We start from the raw sequence: 18,812 nt of genomic DNA, 5'->3' as shown, positions 1-18,812 counted from the left end.
GTATTTATGTTTTCGGAGAAATGATGAAAGTCATCGAAGCACAACAAGTCGCGCAATGTTTAACAATGGAGTCTCTTATTGAAACGATGCGTGAAATGTACTTGCGGCCAGCGACAATACCTCAACGCCGAGTCATGCCCTTAGAAGAGGGAGAATACGAGGCGTTTGCGCTACTTCCAGCTTGGAACCAGGAGTTGATTGCGGTGAAAGCCTTTACGTATTTCCCGCATAACCCTGAGCAAGGCAAAGATACGCTTGCATCTAAGCTACTTGTTTTCAGACGAAATGATGGTGAGCCGATCGCACTTGTAGACGGTAAAGTTTTAACGTTTTGGCGCACCGCCGCAGCTTCTGCACTGGCAGCGGACTATTTAGCGCGCCCCGATGCTGATCGTTTGTTGATCTGCGGAACGGGCAATCTTGCGCCTTATTTTGCGTGGGCATACGCTGCGGTTCGCCCACTTAAGCAGGTTTACATTTGGGGGCGCAACTCAGACAAAGCCGAGGCGACGGTAGATGCCATTGTGTCATCTTCAGAGTATCAGTCGCTTCCCGATGAGCGTCGGTTTCGCGTTTCAGTCGTAGAAAATGTGGACCACGTTATCAAACACGTTGACATCATCAGCTGTATTACCGCATCAGCAGAGCCTTTGTTTGATGGCGCAGACGTGCAGCCGGGCACCCATATTGATTTGGTCGGTAATCATGACTTGGACAAGCGTGAATGCGACTCTAAAGCAGTGCAACGAGCGCAGGTGTATGTCGATAGCCGCATTAATGTATTAGCCGAAGCGGGCGATCTTCTCATTCCAATTCAAGAGGGCGTATTCACGTCAGACGATATCAAAGGGGAATTACCGCAGCTTTGCGCCCAACAAATCTCAGGACGTCAAAACGATGAGGTCATTACTTTATACAAATCAGTTGGCAGTGCTTTGGCTGATTTGGCCGCTGTAAAGGCGGTGTTGTTAGAAAATGGCATAGATAGCCATGTCTGAGCATTTTCGCTCGTTCATTTAAATTGCATACAATATACATATAAGGAAAGTAGTTCATGAAAATTGATTGGAAAGGTGTTTATCCGGCGGTCAGTACGCAATTTCGTCAAGATCAGTCAATCGACTTAGACGCAACGCAAACCGTTATAGACAACCAGATTAAAGATGGTGTGAATGGCATTATCTGCTTGGGTACCGTCGGTGAGAACTGTGCGTTGTACCCGGAGGAGAAACGCCAGGTCTTGCAAGCGGCAAAAGAAGTCGTAAATGGCCGTGTGCCTTTGATTGCTGGTACAGCAGAGTCTATTACCACAGCAGCTATTGATTACATGCAGGATGCGTACAAAATTGGTATCGATGGTTGTATGGTGATGCCTGCCATGGTTTACCGCACGTCTGAGAACGAAACGTTCGAATATTACCGCACGCTAGCAGAAGCAACGCCAGAAATGCCAATCATGATTTACAACAACCCGGTTGCTTATGGTGTCGATGTAAACCTCGATATCATGGCGAAACTGGCTGAGTTTGAAAGCATTGTAGCTATTAAAGAGTCGACCACTGATACTCGTCGTATCACTGAGCTTTACAATAAATTTGATGACCGCTTTACCGTGTTCAGTGGTGTTGATGACATCGCTCTTGAATCATTGATGCTAGGCGCGACTGGCTGGATTTCTGGTTTAACCAACGCATTCCCAGAAGAGTCCGTCGCGATTTATAAACTGGCAAACCAAGGTCGTTATGCTGAAGCGTTAGAAATCTACCGTTGGTTCTTACCGCTGCTGCGTTTAGACACCATTCCTACGCTGGTTCAGTGCATTAAACTGGCCGAGCAAGTCTGCGGGCGTGGATCTGAACAAGTTCGTGCGCCACGCCAACTTTTACAAGGTGAAGAGCGTCAACAAGTCATTCAAATGGTTGAACATGCGTTAGAAACCCGCTTAGACCTATCCAAATACAATCTGTAATTGTGCTGTTTAGTAGAGCGTTAACTGACGCTCTACTCATTCGTAATATTCAAAAAAAGAGAAGAGGGAAGTCATGAGCACGGAAAACAAGGACTATGTCAGCTTTCAACACGTTAAGAAAACCTACGATGGCACGAATTTGGTGGTGAAAGACTTCAACTTAGATATTGCTCCTGGAGAGTTCGTTACTATGTTGGGGCCGTCAGGATCGGGCAAGACCACTTGCTTAATGATGCTAGCGGGCTTTGAAACCGCGACCGGTGGAGACATTTATATCGATGGCGTTCCCGTTAATCATCTCGCGCCGCACAAGCGCGATATCGGTATGGTGTTTCAAAACTATGCGTTGTTTCCACATATGACCATTGCTGAGAATCTTGCGTTTCCTTTAAAGGTGCGAAAACTCGACAGTGACACGATTCAAAGCAAAGTTCAGAGTGTATTAGAAATGGTCGAGCTTGAGCATGTTGCGACTCGATACCCGAAGCAGTTATCAGGCGGTCAACAACAACGTGTTGCGCTAGCGCGAGCATTAGTGTTTGAGCCTAAACTCGTGTTGATGGATGAACCGCTAGGCGCATTAGATAAGCAGCTGCGTGAGCAAATGCAGATGGAAATTAAACATTTGCATGAAAAGCTTGGCATCACCATTTTGTATGTGACGCACGATCAAGACGAAGCTCTCACTATGTCCGACCGTATTGCGGTTTTTAATCACGGCGAAGTGCAACAACTCGCGACGCCAACCGAGCTTTATGAATCTCCGAGTAATACGTTTGTTGCGCAGTTTATCGGAGAAAACAACCGACTCTCAGGTTTAGTCAAAGAGTGGAACGGAAAGTATTGCCAAGTGCTCGTTGGGAAAGAGTTATTTACTGCGAAACCTGTCAGAGTATCTGAGCAAGGGCAGAGGACAACACTTTCCATTCGACCAGAAAAGATTGTTATTCAACCAGAGAAAGCGTCTTGTGAGAACCAAGTCTCGGGCGTCCTACGAGAATTGATTTATCACGGTGATCATTATCGTTTGGTCGTCGAAGTAGAGAGCGTTGGTCACTTCATCGTTAAAGTACCTAACGATAATCGTAAACACTTGCAGTTAACGCCTGGCTCAATTTGTCGTATTGGTTGGCAAAGTGACGATTGCCATGCTCTTGATGGGACACAAACTCAAAGTAGCGAGGTAGCAGCATGAGTCGAGAGCTAACCGCATTAGATTCTGTATTGGAGATCGAACGCCAAGTTCATCAGCAAGAAACCAATCTGAAAGCGCAGTTGCAAAAGGCAGAGCGCCGAAAAAAGCTTCGCTCCATTATGCTCACAACGCCATTGGTGTGTTTTATTCTGCTTACGTTTGCTTTTCCTATCCTCGATATGCTTTATCGAAGCGTGGATAACCGAGAAATATCCCAGTCACTACCACAAACTATTCAAGCATTAGAAAGTTGGGATTATCAAGGTCTGCCTCATCAAGAAGTCATTGAGGCATTCTCTGTTGAAGTACTTGCGCTTTATCAAAGCAAAGAGCTACCGAAAATAGCCAGCCGAATGAATATTGAAGTGTCTGGTATGCGCAGCTTATTGATGAAAACAGGTAGAAAGTTGTCTCGTTTGGCGTCGCTGCCGAGCTCGGTGACACAGCTGGCTAAGCTGGATAAGCGATGGGCTAATCCTAAATATTGGGCGGCGTTTAAGAATCTTAGTGGCGCATTAACATTCAGTCATTATCTTGCTGCGCTAGACTTGCAAGTGAATGAGTTTGGAGACATTGAGCCCCAACCAGAAAAACGCCAAATATACGTCGACCTTTTCTTTAAAACTTTTTGGATGTCTATTTCAATCACCTTAATTTGTTTGGTGATGGCGTACCCCGTTGCTTACCTGCTTGCCAATTTACCTGATAAGCGCGCGAACTTACTTTTAATCATTGTGCTGCTGCCATTTTGGACGTCATTATTAGTCAGAACCACGTCTTGGATTGTTCTGCTGCAAAACCAAGGGGTCATTAATGATCTCCTTATTTGGTCGGGTTTTACTTCCGAACGAATTCAGATGATTCACAATACCTTCGGAACGGTGGTGTCTATGGTTCACATTCTGCTGCCGTTTATGATCCTGCCTCTATACAGCGTAATGAAAGGAATTAGCCCAACTTATTTCCGTGCCGCTCGTTCTCTAGGCGCGACGCCTTTCATTGCGTTCATCAAAGTTTATATGCCGCTTACGTTACCGGGGATAGGTGCGGGGGCCTTGCTCACTTTCATTCTTTCTATTGGTTTCTACATTACGCCCGCTTTGGTTGGTGGAAGAAGCGGACAGATGATATCCAATATGATTGCCTATCATATGCAGACATCACTGAACTGGGGGATGGCTGGCGCATTGGGTGGACTGCTTTTGTTCGTTGTACTGGTTCTGTTTTATATATTCAACCGTGTGGTTGGCATGAATAACCTTAAGGTAGGGGGATAACCATGGCATTACCAAACTATGCATCAAAAGTAGAGCGAGTCGCTTACGCAGGTTACTTAGTTTTTTGTGGGTTGGTGCTGTTCTTTTTAATCGCTCCAATTCTGACCATCATCCCGTTATCGTTTAATGCAACGCCTTACTTTACTTTTACCGAGGGGATGCTAAACCTTGATTCGGCAGCGTATTCTACTCGCTGGTATCAAGAAATGTTTACTAGTGATCAGTGGCTGTTGGCGCTGAAAAACAGCACGTTCATTGCTTTTATGGCGACACTCGTTGCAACAGGGTTAGGAACTCTGGCGGCGTTGGGTTTAGCCAGTAGTAATTTGCCTTTTCGCAATACGATTATGGCGCTGTTGATCTCACCCATGATCGTACCAGTCATTATCTCTGCTGCTGCGATGTACTTTTTCTACACACGTCTTGGCTTATCACAAACTTATCTAGGCGTCATTTTGGCACACGCCGCGTTAGGTACGCCTTTTGTTGTCATTACCGTTACTGCGACCTTAAGCGGCTTTGATCATAGCCTGGTAAAAGCGGCGGCTAGCTTAGGAGCAAACCCTGTTTATACTTTCAGACACATTACCTTTCCGCTGATTCGTCCGGGGATGATTTCTGGCGGCTTGTTTGCCTTTGGCACATCGTTCGACGAGGTTGTGGTGGCGTTATTCCTGACTGGGGCAGAACAAAAAACCGTTCCGAGGCAGATGTGGTCAGGAATTCGAGAGCAAATTAGTCCGACCATATTGGCGGTCGCTACGTTGCTGATTTTTATGTCGGTGTGTTTGCTCGTGACATTAGAAGTTTTACGTAGACGTAATGTACGCATTAGAGGCATTCAAGAATAACCAGACTTTTTCTTTGTTGGTCACTTTGCACTTTTGTTTAGGGGCACCTCAATTTTTGATCAAATGCGCCTCATTGTAGGCGCTTTTCTTTTGTGTTTGTCGTCAGCGATGACTGACATATCACTCTTGTAGCTTAATGCCAGCTTGCTCGAAACGTGCCAAAGGCGACTTGTTCGATTGCTGATACCAACTAGCTGGCATGTTTGATTTAAGTTGCTCTTTTTCTTCCTTGCTAATCACAACATAGTGCAAAAACATATTAAGTGTGGTTACCATCACGTCAAACGTCATTTCCCCATCTTTGCTGATGGTTTTCAATAACCCAACGACGGTTTCCTCAGAGACTAACGGTTCAACCACCGCGTTTTTTCGCTCTTTTATTGATGTTGAAGCGGGCAGTCTTGCACGTGCCGTCTCCCAGCAAACTTTGTTGGTTTTACTGACAAGGTTGTGCTTGTAGCAGTAGTAACTGAATAAAAAGCGTGGCAGGTTTTGCCAGCGTTCGGCTTGGACTTCTAACCAAAGGTGTTGTAGCTCGATATCAGCGTCGGTCATAAATATTATGCTAGGTTACCAGAGTAGTGGCATTCTAACGTTTCATCAGTAACCCCGTCTATGATCAGCATAGTCCGATGTAGTATGTTGAAATTTTGGTTCTCAATGAAATAGTGGCTTTTCATTACTGTAAATAGTGAGTGTTTTGTCCAATCTCTGACATTGATATTTGACTTTGGTAGTAGAGTGTGAGCGTTTTTGTTTTTATAGTGTCAATTTTATACCGTTACATACTTGGGATTGCCTTTTCTAAAATAAATACTTTTATCAAAGTAACTGTGTGATTTTCATTCAAATAGTTGGTGGTTCTAAGTGATGAAAATTCTGTTTATTACGTTACAATCGAGATTAGGTAGTAATGTGTAGCGTGCTGACGAAAACCTCGCGTCTTCTATCTTGCTTTTTGTGTGCTACTTTTTAGTAAGTATCTTTTGGGTGGATTTTTATGTTTGGAGTTAAAAGAAATGCTGCTATATCTGGCTTGTATCAAGCAAGTGAGTTAAAAGCAAAGCTGTTCTCCAAGGAGTTGGAAATCTTAAGACTTAGGGCTGAGTCTGAGTTTAATAAAGTGCTCGATGAGTTACTAAGAATTAAAGATAACAATACCAGACTACGTGAAAGTGGACTTATTGATAAGCTCGAGCAAGAAAAGTCTAAGTGGAACAGCGGTCAGCTTAAAGATATCGAACAGCGCATAAGTAACGTTGAGCTCTTTATCAAGGATTGTGTTTTATATATCAGCAACATTGAAACCCAATTCGCTAAAGATAGCGACTCAGGGTATGGTGAATTGAGTTGCCGTGCTCTTGAAGATGAATTGGAAACACTGTCTTTTAGTAAGATCCTTAACGCATCAGCGCATGAGTACTTTTATAATTCTAAAGAGTATGAAATGTACCTTGAAAACACACCAAATACCGAATTTTTGCATGCGTTAAAAGAACAAATTACCGCACTCTTCGACCACAAAGCAGCCTAGAACCTACAGAGTATTAGCCCATTGTCCGATTCCTTCTTTAGGGGCTTTGATTCGCGAATTTTTACCGACCCGCTTTGGAGTATACCTAGCCATTTAACGTGCTGGGTATACCCGTTTAACTACACGTTTCTTCTCTAGCTCATCTCTATTTTTTAACAAATACGAATTTTTAAAGCTCACTCCGTGTTCCTTCTGGTACCAAAAACTGATACCGCTACATTCGGTTGTTAACAAAATGTTTCTTCTTGTCTTGCGAGTAGATTATATGGAGATGCTCTTGCAGTAATAAGGGCAGTGGCGATGCAAAAGACGTAATGCATCTAAGGAAAACTCAATATAGAAGAAATTAGATGGAACTGAAGATTTTGAGTGTCGCGATTGCGACAACATTAACCAGCACTGGCGTATTTGCGTTAAGCGAGCCAGTTTCTCAAGTTACAGAGCAACATGCACATTCGGCTCATACACACGGTGTTGAATCCAATCGAGTTGAATACCAACCAACCGCAACTCTCCCAATTCAGCCCTCTAAGGTAACTCGAGTACAGTCACTTGAAAGCCTTGATGAGTCGAGCACTGCTTGTGATTTGGAGGCATTGATTACCGAAAGTAGTAACCAATTGATCAGCGAAATTTTAAGTCAGGGCGCGACGTGTGTGGACCAGTTATTCTCTGCTGAAAGTCGGATTCAAGAGTCGGTATTTAGCTCCGATCATATGTACAACATCGCAAAGCACACTACGACATTGGCGAAGGGTTATACGGGGGGCGGGAGCGATGAACTCGAAACGTTGTTCTTATACTTACGCGCGGGTTATTACGCCGAGTTTTACAATGACAACATCTCATTTATTGAATGGGTCACACCAGCGGTGAAAGAATCAGTGGATGCGTTTGTTAATAACGCAAACTTCTACGAGAACAGCGACCGTCACGGCAAAGTGCTTAGTGAGGTCATCATCACTATGGATAGTGCCGGCTTGCAGCACGCGTACTTACCGCAAGTGACCCAGTGGCTTACACGTTGGAATGATCAATACGCCCAGCACTGGTATATGCGCAATGCGGTTAATGGTGTTTTCACTATTTTGTTTGGTGGGCAGTGGAACGAGCAATTTGTGCAAGTAATTGGTAACCAAACAGACCTTGCCAAAGCTTTAGGCGATTTTGCTCTAAGGGCGTCATCAATCGGTGCTGAAGATGAGTTTATGGCCGCGAATGCAGGGCGAGAGCTCGGGCGTCTGACCAAGTATACGGGTAACGCGAGTTCTGTTGTGAAGAGTCAGCTGAGTCGAATCTTTGAACAGTATGAAATGTATGGTCGGGGTGACGCGGTTTGGCTTGCGGCGGCGGACACCGCCTCATATTACGCAGATTGTAGTGAGTTCGGAATTTGTAATTTCGAAACTGAGCTAAAAGGCTTGGTGCTATCGCAAACTTATACTTGTAGCCCGACAATCCGAATTTTGTCTCAGAATATGACGCAAGAGCAACACGCGGCCGCATGTTCTAAAATGGGCTACGAAGAGGGTTACTTTCATCAGTCATTAGAAACTGGTGAACAGCCAGTAAAAGATGACCACAACACTCAGCTCCAAGTCAATATCTTCGATTCAAGCACTGATTATGGTAAGTACGCAGGGCCAATTTTCGATATTAGTACTGACAATGGCGGTATGTACTTGGAGGGCGACCCTTCCCAGCCGGGGAATATTCCCAACTTTATTGCTTATGAAGCCTCTTATGCGAACGCAGATCACTTTGTCTGGAACTTAGAGCACGAATACGTGCATTACTTAGATGGTCGATTTGATCTCTATGGAGGGTTTAGTCATCCAACTGAAAAAATAGTGTGGTGGAGTGAAGGCGTTGCAGAGTATGTCGCTCAAGAAAATGACAACCAAGCAGCACTTGAGACGATTCTAGACGGTTCGACATATACCTTAAGTGAGATTTTCGAGACTACTTATGATGGGTTTGATGTCGATCGAATTTATCGTTGGGGGTACTTAGCTGTACGTTTTATGTTTGAAAATCATAAAGATGACGTAAACCAAATGCTGCTGGAAACACGCCAAGGGAATTGGATCAATTACAAGGCCACGATCACCCAATGGGCGAATTTGTATCAAAGTGAGTTTGAGCAGTGGCAGCAAGCCCTTGTCTCAAATGGTGCTCCTAATGCAGTCATAACCGCAAACAGTAAGGGGAAAGTCGGTGAAAGCATTACATTTAGCAGTGAAAACAGTACAGACCCAAACGGGAAGATCGTCAGCGTCTTATGGGACTTCGGTGATGGCTCGACAAGTACACAAACCAAGCCGACGCACCAATATGGGAGTGAAGGGGAGTATTCGGTCAGCTTAAGTGTGACAGACAGTGAAGGCTTGACGGCAACCGCCACTCATACTGTTGTTATCTCAGCGTTGGGCGGTAATGACACATTGCCACAAGACTGCGCGGTGCAAAGTAAAGTAAGCGGTGGGCGCTTAACAGCAGGAGAACCAGTTTGCTTGGCAAATCAACAAACCATTTGGCTGAGCGTACCAGCGGTGAATGAGAGCTCAAACCTGGCGATAACGACGGGGAATGGTACGGGCAACCTAAAGCTTGAATACAGTAACTCTGGTTGGCCGGATGATACTAATCTTCACGGGTGGTCAGATAATATTGGTAATGGAGAGTGTATTACGTTGTCAAATCAGAGTAACTACTGGGGCTACGTTAAAGTATCTGGTGACTTTGAGAATGCCGCCATCGTGGTTGATTTTGATGTTCAGAAGTGTCGTCAGTAGGGCAGTTTAACTGCATCATTTTAATTTAATTGATCGCCTCGCTAACATTGCGGGGCGTTTTTGTTTTTCACACCGTTATCTCTATAAAAAAAACCAGCCCGAAGGCTGGCAAACAAGGAGTTTGAGATGAAAATGAAAACGTTATAAAGCTTGCTGATATCCTATTTCTCAATAAGTTGGGTTGTGCGTTGAAGCCAGTTTTTATCTTGCGTATCAAGAAAAGGGCTAAGTGCTTGATAGACTCGTGAATGGTAATGATTAAGCCAGTCTAGCTCTGCTTGATCTAGCATTGATAAATCAAGGGCGTTGGTCGAAATTGGAGCAAGAGTGATGGTCTCAAAACCGTAAAACGTGCCGAACTCATTTTGTTCTACTTCTACAACTTTAAGAATGTTCTCTATTCTTACCCCGTACTCACCTTCGCGATAAACGCCTGGTTCATTAGTAATGACCATACCTGGTTTTAGCTCAACCTCGCGGTGGCTTTGCGAGAAATTTTGTGGGCCTTCGTGAACATTCAAGCAAATGCCTACGCCGTGTCCAGTGCCGCACTTGTAATCAATACCATGTTGCCATAAGACGCCACGCGCCATGATATCAAGATTGGCACCCGTAGAGCCTTTCATGAATCGAGTCTGAGTCAGTCGGATGACCGCTTTGAGCACCAAGGTATAATCTTTGCGCTGCTTAATGGTCGGTGACCCGAAGTGGAAAGTACGGGTGATGTCTGTTGTCCCGCCAAGGTATTGGCCACCAGAATCGACGAGAAAGAAGTTGCTTTCATTGACCGCCGCATTACTCTCTTCATCGGCGGCATAATGCATTTTTGCCCCGTGAGCTGCGAAGCCTGCGATAGTGCAGAAACTGTCACTTACATAATGTCGGGTTTGACGGCGATAGTGATTCAGTTGTGCCTCAGCAGATAATTCTGTAACGAGTCCGCTTGGAACTTGCTCTTCTAGCCAGTTCATAAACCTTACGATTGCCACACCATCATCTGTTAATGCCTGTTCTAGGCTAGTTAGCTCGGTTGCATTTTTTATGGCCTTCATTGCCGTTACAGGGCAAGCCATTGGCTTCAGATTCACATTCCGTTCAATCGAACTCACCAATAAGCTGTCTGTGTGGGTCGGGCTAAAAGCGAGCGATAATCCCTCACATTGCTGATTCAAATACTGACTTACGTAGTTGTAATGGCGAATGTGTACACTCTGCTCGGTCAGCGCTCTTTCAACGTCTTGAGGCAGTTTGGCCTTATCAATAAACAGTGTCGCAAGTGATTGCTCTACGATTAGATAGGCTTCAGAAACTGGGCAGTAATTCGTATCACCACCTCGAATATTCATTGTCCACATGACATCATCTAGCGTTGACACTAATAAGCTATCTACTTGGTTCTCGGTTAACCAAGAACGGATTCTCGCTAACTTATTTTCTGTGTCAACGCCAGCAAAAGCGGTGGGGTGCTCGAATACGGGGGCACTTGGGCGAGGTGGTCTTTCAAGCCAAATCGGTGTGAGCAAATCTAGGTCGAGAATGATCTTAATGTTTTTCGCTTCAAAGGCTTGTTTGAGGCCTTGATAAAAAGCGAAACTGATGGCGCGCCCGTCAACCGCGACAATACTGTTTTCTGGGAGCGTGGTAGCCAGCCATTTGGTAATTGTCGGCGTTTCTGGTTGTTTGGCTTTAAACAGTTCCAGCCCTGTGCCGTGTAACTGTTCTTCAGCTTGAATATAGTAACGACCATCAGTCCACAGGCCACCACCTTGTTGGGTAATGACGACATCGCCTGCTGAGCCGGTAAAACCTGAAATCCAGCTTCGCGCTAACCAATGATCCGCTGAGTATTCGCTGTTATGTGGGTCATTGTTGGTCACGATATATGCAGACACGTTGTAAAAGGACATTGCCTCACGCAATAACGTAAGGCGTTGGTTGACTGAGTTAGTATTGTTCATTAAATGGTTCCTAAAGTCATATTTGAGCAATAGATATGATGCTGCTCCGAGCCTGTTTTTATTGGGCTCTGTTGCTCGCATACTTCTGTGGCTTCTGGGCATCGAGTACGAAAAACGCAACCGCTCGGTGGGTTAAGTGGAGAAGGGAGATCGCCGGGCAATAGTTGTATTTCACGGTCACGTGCTAATTGCGGATTAGCTATCGGGACAGCAGATAACAGTGCTTTGGTGTAGGGGTGTTGTGCATCATCAAATACTTTATCGTAACGTCCTACTTCCATAGGTTTACCAAGATACATCACCATAACGCGGTCGCTGATGTGGCGCACCACGCTTAAGTCGTGCGCAATCATTACCAGTGTTAACCCCATTTCTTGTTTAAGATCATCTAGAAGATTGATGACCTGAGCTTGTATGGAGACATCTAGTGCACTAACGGGTTCATCACACACGACCAAATCTGGATTGAGAATTAACGCTCTAGCAATGCCCACACGCTGACATTGACCTCCGGAAAATTCATGTGGATAGCGGTTTCGCTGGCTCGCCAAGAGACCCACTTTATCCATCATAGCGATGACACGCTTTTCTATCTCTGCCCGTTTAAGTTGCGGCTCGTGGGTGAGCAGTGGTTCGGCGATGCATTCTGAGATGGTTAACCTCGGATTCAAACAAGCGGATGGGTCTTGAAACACCATCTGAAATTCTCTGCGTCGAGAGGAAAGCTCTTTTTTACTAAACCCGAGCATGTCTTGACCTTTCCAAGTCAACTCGCCATGTGTAGGTTCAATTAAGCGAAGTAAGGCGCGTGCAAGCGTTGATTTTCCGCAGCCTGATTCCCCCACAATGCCAAGTGTTTCGCCTCGATAAACATCTAAGTCGATACCATTGACCGCTTTCACGATTTTACGTCGACTTGGAATAAGGTGACGCGACACAGGAAAGTGGACGTTTAAATCACGAGCAGACATGAGGACTTCTTTTTTATTCATAACGCCTCCTTAAGCTTTTATTTGAATAGGAGTGATAACACTGGGTGCGTTAACGTGACAGGCAATGGACTGGCTCGTGTTTAATGGAGAAAACCGTGGGGTTTCGTATTGGCAACGCGTCTCTCGATGCTCGCACCGCTCTCTAAACGGACACCCTTGATGGTTAATCAACGCACTTGGTGGGTTACCTGGGATGGTTGGTAAACGTGGCATATCTTCAGTGATAGAAGGAATAGCCTTTAGCAGGCCTTGAGTATAGGGGTGCGCAGGTTGAGCGAACAATGTCTCGGTATCTGATTGCTCCATTTTTTGACCACCATACATGACCAATACGCGATCACACATCTCGGCGACGACGCCCATATCGTGAGTGATCAGTAAAATAGCCGTGTTGAATTCTTGTTGTAAGTCTCGTAATAGCGTCAAAATTTGAGCCTGAACGGTTACATCTAACGCGGTGGTTGGTTCGTCTGCAATTAACAGCTCGGGCTTACACAACAACGCCATCGCTATCATGATTCGCTGACGCATTCCGCCAGATAGCTCGTGAGGGTATTGATTCATCCGAGTTTCGGGAGAGGGAATACGCACCGCATCCAACATGTGAATCGATTCAACTTTTGCTTGTTTTCGGCTCATTCCTTTATGAATCATGAGAACTTCACAAAGCTGTTTGCCAATTTTCATGAATGGATTGAGTGACGTCATCGGATCTTGAAAGATCATTCCGATTTTCTCTGCACGGATGCGGTTGAGCTGCTTTTTCGACATCGCGAGTAAATCATCATCGTGGAACATCGCGCTGCCAGACACAGCGCCGTTATCCGCGGTTAACCCCATTAACGCGAAGACAGACTGGCTTTTTCCCGAACCTGACTCTCCAACAATCCCAAGAGTTTCGCCTGCTTTAATCGAGTAGGAGAGATTACTGACCGCTTGCACTTGCCCATCTGGCGTATCGAAGCGCACGTTCATGTTTTCAATAGATAGCATGGGTTTGTCCTTATCGGTCTTTCGGGTCAAGAGCATCACGCAAGCCATCGCCGATGAAGTTAAAACAAAAGAGGGTGGCAACTAAAAACAGAGAGGGAAAAAGCAGCATCCACAATGCAACGTCAATCGTTTTTGCGCCTTCGGAGATTAGGATTCCCCAGCTTGTATCTGGTGGTTGAACACCAAGCCCTAAGAAGCTTAAAAACGATTCGAACATAATGAATCCAGGCACCATTAAGGAGGAATAAACCATCACGATCCCAAGCACATTAGGCAGAACGTGGCGTCGGACAATTGTCAATTTAGAAACCCCAATAGAGTGTGCGGCTTCGATGAACTCTCGCTTTTTTAGACCGAAGGTGACACCACGTACAACACGGGCAATGCCCAGCCAAGATACCATTCCGATCACGATAAAAATCAGGTAGATGTTGTTGCCAAAAAGGGTAACAAACAGGATAACCATAAACATAAATGGCACCGAATCGAGCACCTCAATAATGCGCATCATTACGCTGTCGACAACGCCACCAAGATAGCCGGAAATACTTCCCCAAATCGTACCAATAACAACGGCGACTAAAGCCCCAACAAAACCCACCAAAATAGAGAGCCTGCCACCTTGCATTGTGCGAGCAAAGACATCTTGCCCGAGATCATCGGTACCAAAGTAATGACCACTGCTCAGTGAAGGTTTTCCTAGCTCGTATGGATCGATGAGCACTTCCCAGTCAATTTCATCATGGCCAAAAGCGGCAAGAGAGGGGCCGAAAGTGATGCATAAGGTAATGAACGCCAAAACATACACTGATGTCATCGCGGCTCTGTTTTTACGAAATCGAGTCCATGCATCCTGCCAAAGACTGCGACCTTCGACGGCTTCAATATTATCGACGACTTGATCTTGAAGAGCTTGTGTATCCAGTTTTTTGATCGTTAACATGCCGGACTCCTAAACGCGTATACGAGGGTCGATAATCGTATATAGCAAGTCGACCACAAGGTTAAAGAAGATAGTGAGTGAAGCGACAATCAGAGTAATGCCCATTACTAGGCCGTAGTCGCGGTTGAGAGCCCCAGATACAAAGTGTTGTCCCATGCCACCTGTACCAAAGAAAATGTCGATAATCACCGAGCCTGTCACGACAGACACAAACGCAGGGCCGAGCATCGCAACGACGGGAATCAAGGATGGTCGCAAAGCGTGATGGAATAAAATGTAGGTTGTGGACAAACCTTTGGCTTTTGCCGTTCGAATGTATGGTTGGTTGAGCGTTTCAATCATTGCGCCACGCATGACGCGTGCAATACTCGCAATGGAGCCAATCGCCAGGCTGAGCACGGGAAGAACAAGAAAAGCCAGCTTTCCTCCTTCCCAACCACCAGCAGGTAACCAGCCGAGCTGAACAGCGAAGATCATGACTAAAACTGGAGCAAGCACGAAAGCCGGAACCACAACTCCAGTCATCGAAAGTGTCATCAGGCCGTAATCTAGGCGGCTATTTCGGTTCAATGCCGCAATGGTGCCAAGTAACATGCCAAGTGGAACGGAGATACAAAAAGAGAGTACGCCTAATACTGCTGAAACTGGCCATGATTGTGCGACGAGCTGTGTAACACTGAAGTCTTGATAAACGAAGCTCGGACCGAGATCTCCTTGTATGAAATTACCAATGTAAATCCAAAACTGAGTAAGGAAGGGCTGGTCCAAATGGAATTTTGCTTCGATATTCGCACGTACCACTTCTGGCATAGGCCGTTCCATATCAAATGGTCCCCCTGGTGCAATGTGCATCAGCCAAAATGATACGAGTGCGATGAATAGAAGCGTGGGGATAGCGATAGCTAATCGCTTAACAATGTACCAAATCATGATCCATCATCCTTTGGTCATCCGAAATCACTTCGAACGGTTATGAATAAAAATGGTCTGAGCTCAGGTTGCCTTCTCCACCGAGAGATATGAGGAACGACAAGTAAACATTGAACTTGCCGACTCAGACCGAAAACATGCTTTTAGTGGGCTTTCACATAGACATTCTTGCGGTAGTACGACGACTCAGGGTTTGTCAGTTCGTAGCCGCCCACATAAGGCTTGATGAGGTATTGATCGTTACCCGGACGATAAATAGGAATAATGGCCATGTCTTCAATCAGCATGCTTTCTGCTTGTAGATACAGTTCTGATGGGTTGCTCATGGTCTTTGAGCGAGCCATTAACTCGTCGTATTGCGGGTTGGTATAACGAGAATCGTTGTACTCGCCATTAGAAACAAAGATATCTAACCACGTAGAGGCTTCATTGTAGTCGGCCGTCCAGCCGCCGCGAGTAATGTCGGTCGGCTCTTTAAGTGCGTAGAACACTTTCGGTTCTAGCTGTTTTATCGTGACTTGCGCACCCAGTCGGCTTTTCCACATGCCTGCCATGGTTGTTGCCATTTTTACGTCCATCGAGAAAGTTGGTACGGTAAACGTTAACTTAAGCGGATTGCTTTTATCGTATCCAGCTTCTGACAGTAATTGCTGCGCTTTTTCGATACGTTTATGACGGTTCCAAGTTGCGAACTCAGGAGTGTGAGATTTAAAACCATCTGTTTGAGGTGGCACAAGGGTATACATGGGAACCCCACCGTTTCTCAAGATAGCACTCGTTAACAGTTGACGGTCAATGGCATATGAGAGGGCTTTACGGACCCGCACGTCTTTTGTTGGTCCTTGTTGAGTGTTGAGGTAATAGAATGTGGAGCCAAGAGACGCACTGGTGCTTGCCACTTCTTGTGGGCGTTGTTGAATTAACTTTTTCTTCTGAGCAGCAGGAATGGAAACCGCTTGGTCTATCTCACCAGCTAGGTAGCGGTTTAGCACTACGTTTGCATCACCAATTGGTAGCCAGGTGACTTTTTCCAGCACTACATTGCTTGCGTCCCAGTAATGTGGGTTTTTAACCATCACCATTTTTTCGTTAACTTTCCATTCAGAGACAGTAAACGCACCATTTGTAACGATATGTTCTGGCTGGGTCCAACGGTTGCCATGTTTTTCAACGGTCGCTTTGTGAACGGGGGCAAGCACTGGATGACTTAATAGTTTCGTAAAGAAGGGAATAGGCTCTTCGAGTGTAACCTGGAATGTTTTTTCATCCAGCGCCTTCACGCCCAAGGACTCAGGATCGGATTCGCCCTTCATAATGGCTTGCGAGTTTTCGATATTTGGAATGGCGGCAAACCAAGCGTACGGTGAAGCAGTGCTTGGATTCAGTAAGCGTTGCCAGCTGTAGACAAAATCTTGTGCAGTGACCGTTTCGCCATTTGACCATTTTGCATCACGTAAGTGGAAGGTATAAACCGTATTGTTGTCATTGACTGACCAAGACTCAGCAACACCAGGAATGGTTTTACCTTGCTTATCTTGAATGACCAGACCTTCAAACAGGTCTCGACCGAGATTAAAAGCGGGCTCTGCGGCTTGCTTGGCTGGGTCAATAGAAGTAACTTCAGCCCCATTGTTTAGCGTAATTTCTTGTGTCTCATCGAGGGTCACACCTGCGGGATACGGCGCGGCATAGCTTGATGTTGCCAGTATTGGACTCATCATCGACGCTAACAAAAGCAACTTAGGTAATTTCATCCTTGTCTCACTCTTTTCATCCTGAAAGATGTTAGAAATGTATATTGTATAAATTGTCCACACAATCGAGTTTTAACAATGTTGTAACAGGGTGCCAAATGTTGGGCTATTTGGTCTCAAAAAGTGAGCTGGGGGATTGATATGGAGCCGGCACTAAGTCCGCATTACGGGGTAGGCTTTGTTTCGCGCAAATAAAAAATCCCCTTCAAGCGCGCGCTAAAAGGGGAGGGTAGTTCGTCTGTTCTTCAAAAGGTACGACGTTAACTGACTAGGAAATGTTTCACGAACTCAGTGATTTTGACCATATCACTTACCGCGATAAACTCTTCTGTCGTGTGTACTTTTGCCATGCCAGTTGAAAGATTGACCGTTGTGAGACCTTTCTTGTTAAAATTGTTAGCATCGCTACCGCCGCCAGTGCCTTTTGTGAAAGCCTCAATTCCCAACTCTGCAAACGCTGCTTGTATAGCGTTTACGTGTGGGTGGTTTTCTTCAATAACAAAAGCGTCGTAGGCTCGGCTAGATTCAATTTCGACTTCTGCACCGTGTTTTTCACAGACAGACTCTAATGTTGAGATCATATGATTGACCTGAGCATCTAGTTTATCGCCATTCAGGGAGCGTGCTTCCGCCACGATTCTTAATTCAGGCATAACAATGTTTGTGGCCTGACCGCCATTCACTACACCGATGTTGGCTGTCGTTTCTTCGTCGATGCGAAGCAGCTTCATTTGGTTGATGGCATCTGCCGCCACCATGATCGCACTGATGCCTTCTTCTGGCGCAAGCCCTGCATGTGCTGGTCGACCTTTGATTGTTGCCACGATTTTTTGCTGGCCTGGGGCTGCGGTCACAATAGTGCCAATAGGACCACCCGTATCTAACACGATTGCTTCCGTTGAAGTGACGTGTGACATATCGAAGTACTGTGAACCGAATAAACCGCCTTCTTCATACACGGTGAAAGCAAGTTCTAACGTTTTGTGCTCACGGTTTTCCGCTTGAATACAACGAACGGCTTCCATGATGGCAGCAATACCAGATTTATCATCGCCACCAAGAATCGTATTGCCTTTTGAACGGATAATGCCGTCTTCGATGATTGGCTCAATGCCAATACCTGGAGTGACCGTATCCATATGACAGCTCATTAGGATAGAGCCGTCTTTTTTGCCGTCTAAACGGGCGTACAAGTTAAAACCGTTAGAAATGTGCTCAGGCACTGGAAGCTTGTGCACGGTAAAGCCTAGCTCGCCTAGCTGTTCTGCCAGTGTTTCTGCAATTTGTTTTTCGTTTTTTGATTCGCTGTCGATACGTACTAGTTGGCAAAAGTGTTCAACTAGGCGTTCTTGATTGATGTGTGTCATTAGATGTCTCTTTTTCTGATCGAGCGTGAAGCACTGTGGCTAGGGCTCGATAGGGAACAGAGCACCACTTATGGCACAGTTACTTTTGAATAAAACTGAGGTGAATCAATAAAGGGGTATCCATGACACGATTCTGACCGATGAGTCTTTCGAACTGTATGAAGCGTCACGAAACATTACTTTTGATGTTTTGCAGGATCAAATGAATAAATCGGATAGAGATAGGGTGCAATAGACTTTCCATCCCCTTTTAC

General features: G+C 45.5%; 15 protein-coding genes. 7 read left to right on the top strand and 8 right to left on the bottom strand.

Annotation, left to right across the window (positions count from 1 at the left end; all coding sequences use genetic code 11):
• Window positions 1-23: 23 nt before the first annotated feature.
• The 5 genes from lhpI to FR741_RS08865 all read left to right on the top strand — a co-directional run bounded on the left by lhpI (window position 24) and on the right by FR741_RS08865 (window position 5,292).
• Complete coding sequence (gene lhpI / locus FR741_RS08885) at window positions 24-998, top strand: bifunctional Delta(1)-pyrroline-2-carboxylate/Delta(1)-piperideine-2-carboxylate reductase (protein WP_167427104.1); 975 nt, start codon at window positions 24-26, stop codon at window positions 996-998.
• A 56-nt stretch (window positions 999-1,054) separates the two neighbouring features.
• Window positions 1,055-1,969, top strand: coding sequence for a dihydrodipicolinate synthase family protein (locus tag FR741_RS08880; protein ID WP_167426659.1), 915 nt, complete (start codon window positions 1,055-1,057; stop codon window positions 1,967-1,969).
• Between the two features lie 73 nt (window positions 1,970-2,042).
• Window positions 2,043-3,164, top strand: a complete 1,122-nt coding sequence (locus FR741_RS08875) for an ABC transporter ATP-binding protein (RefSeq protein WP_167426658.1) — start codon at window positions 2,043-2,045, stop codon at window positions 3,162-3,164.
• On the top strand, window positions 3,161-4,441 hold the full coding sequence (locus FR741_RS08870) for an ABC transporter permease (RefSeq protein ID WP_167426657.1): 1,281 nt from the start codon (window positions 3,161-3,163) through the stop codon (window positions 4,439-4,441). The genes FR741_RS08875 and FR741_RS08870 overlap by 4 nt, the downstream gene beginning before the upstream one ends.
• Window positions 4,442-4,443: 2 nt before the next feature.
• Window positions 4,444-5,292 carry an ABC transporter permease gene (locus FR741_RS08865; RefSeq protein ID WP_005393492.1) on the top strand — a complete coding sequence of 283 codons (849 nt, stop codon included), beginning with the start codon at window positions 4,444-4,446 and terminating at the stop codon, window positions 5,290-5,292.
• Between the two features lie 120 nt (window positions 5,293-5,412).
• Here FR741_RS08865 and FR741_RS08860 read toward each other — a convergent pair whose 3' ends face one another.
• Entirely contained in the window at window positions 5,413-5,847 is a 435-nt protein-coding gene (locus FR741_RS08860) for a hypothetical protein (protein WP_167426656.1), read from the bottom strand.
• Between the two features lie 445 nt (window positions 5,848-6,292).
• On the opposite strand from FR741_RS08860, the gene FR741_RS08855 reads away from it, so the two are divergent.
• Window positions 6,293-6,826 carry a hypothetical protein gene (locus FR741_RS08855; RefSeq protein WP_012841894.1) on the top strand — a complete coding sequence of 178 codons (534 nt, stop codon included), beginning with the start codon at window positions 6,293-6,295 and terminating at the stop codon, window positions 6,824-6,826.
• Between the two features lie 350 nt (window positions 6,827-7,176).
• Window positions 7,177-9,621: a collagenase gene (locus FR741_RS08850; RefSeq protein ID WP_167426655.1), complete on the top strand. Its 2,445-nt coding sequence runs from the start codon at window positions 7,177-7,179 to the stop codon at window positions 9,619-9,621.
• 161 nt (window positions 9,622-9,782) lie between these two features.
• Here the strand turns inward: FR741_RS08850 and FR741_RS08845 are convergent, their stop codons facing one another.
• From FR741_RS08845 to FR741_RS08815, 7 genes are all read right to left on the bottom strand, one after another.
• Window positions 9,783-11,579 carry an aminopeptidase P family protein gene (locus FR741_RS08845; protein WP_167426654.1) on the bottom strand — a complete coding sequence of 599 codons (1,797 nt, stop codon included), beginning with the start codon at window positions 11,577-11,579 and terminating at the stop codon, window positions 9,783-9,785.
• A complete protein-coding gene (locus FR741_RS08840) occupies window positions 11,579-12,571 on the bottom strand; it encodes an ABC transporter ATP-binding protein (RefSeq protein ID WP_167426653.1) in 993 nt (330 codons plus the stop codon). Before FR741_RS08840 ends, FR741_RS08845 begins: the two co-directional genes overlap by 1 nt.
• Before the next feature lie 9 nt (window positions 12,572-12,580).
• On the bottom strand, window positions 12,581-13,564 hold the full coding sequence (locus FR741_RS08835; protein WP_134646753.1) for an ABC transporter ATP-binding protein: 984 nt from the start codon (window positions 13,562-13,564) through the stop codon (window positions 12,581-12,583).
• Between the two features lie 10 nt (window positions 13,565-13,574).
• Window positions 13,575-14,507, bottom strand: coding sequence for an ABC transporter permease subunit (locus FR741_RS08830; protein WP_005377839.1), 933 nt, complete (start codon window positions 14,505-14,507; stop codon window positions 13,575-13,577).
• Between the two features lie 9 nt (window positions 14,508-14,516).
• Window positions 14,517-15,437: an oligopeptide ABC transporter permease OppB gene (oppB, locus tag FR741_RS08825; RefSeq protein WP_053807326.1), complete on the bottom strand. Its 921-nt coding sequence runs from the start codon at window positions 15,435-15,437 to the stop codon at window positions 14,517-14,519.
• 143 nt (window positions 15,438-15,580) lie between these two features.
• Window positions 15,581-17,191 carry a peptide ABC transporter substrate-binding protein gene (locus tag FR741_RS08820; protein WP_167426652.1) on the bottom strand — a complete coding sequence of 537 codons (1,611 nt, stop codon included), beginning with the start codon at window positions 17,189-17,191 and terminating at the stop codon, window positions 15,581-15,583.
• Between the two features lie 260 nt (window positions 17,192-17,451).
• Window positions 17,452-18,558 (bottom strand): M20/M25/M40 family metallo-hydrolase, encoded by a 1,107-nt coding sequence (locus FR741_RS08815; protein ID WP_167426651.1) that lies wholly within the window; start codon window positions 18,556-18,558, stop codon window positions 17,452-17,454.
• Between the last annotated feature and the right edge of the window lie 254 nt (window positions 18,559-18,812).

The organism is Vibrio diabolicus (genome assembly GCF_011801455.1).
In the GTDB taxonomy this organism is placed as follows: domain Bacteria; phylum Pseudomonadota; class Gammaproteobacteria; order Enterobacterales; family Vibrionaceae; genus Vibrio; species Vibrio diabolicus.
This window is presented reverse-complemented; position numbering and strand designations above follow the sequence as displayed.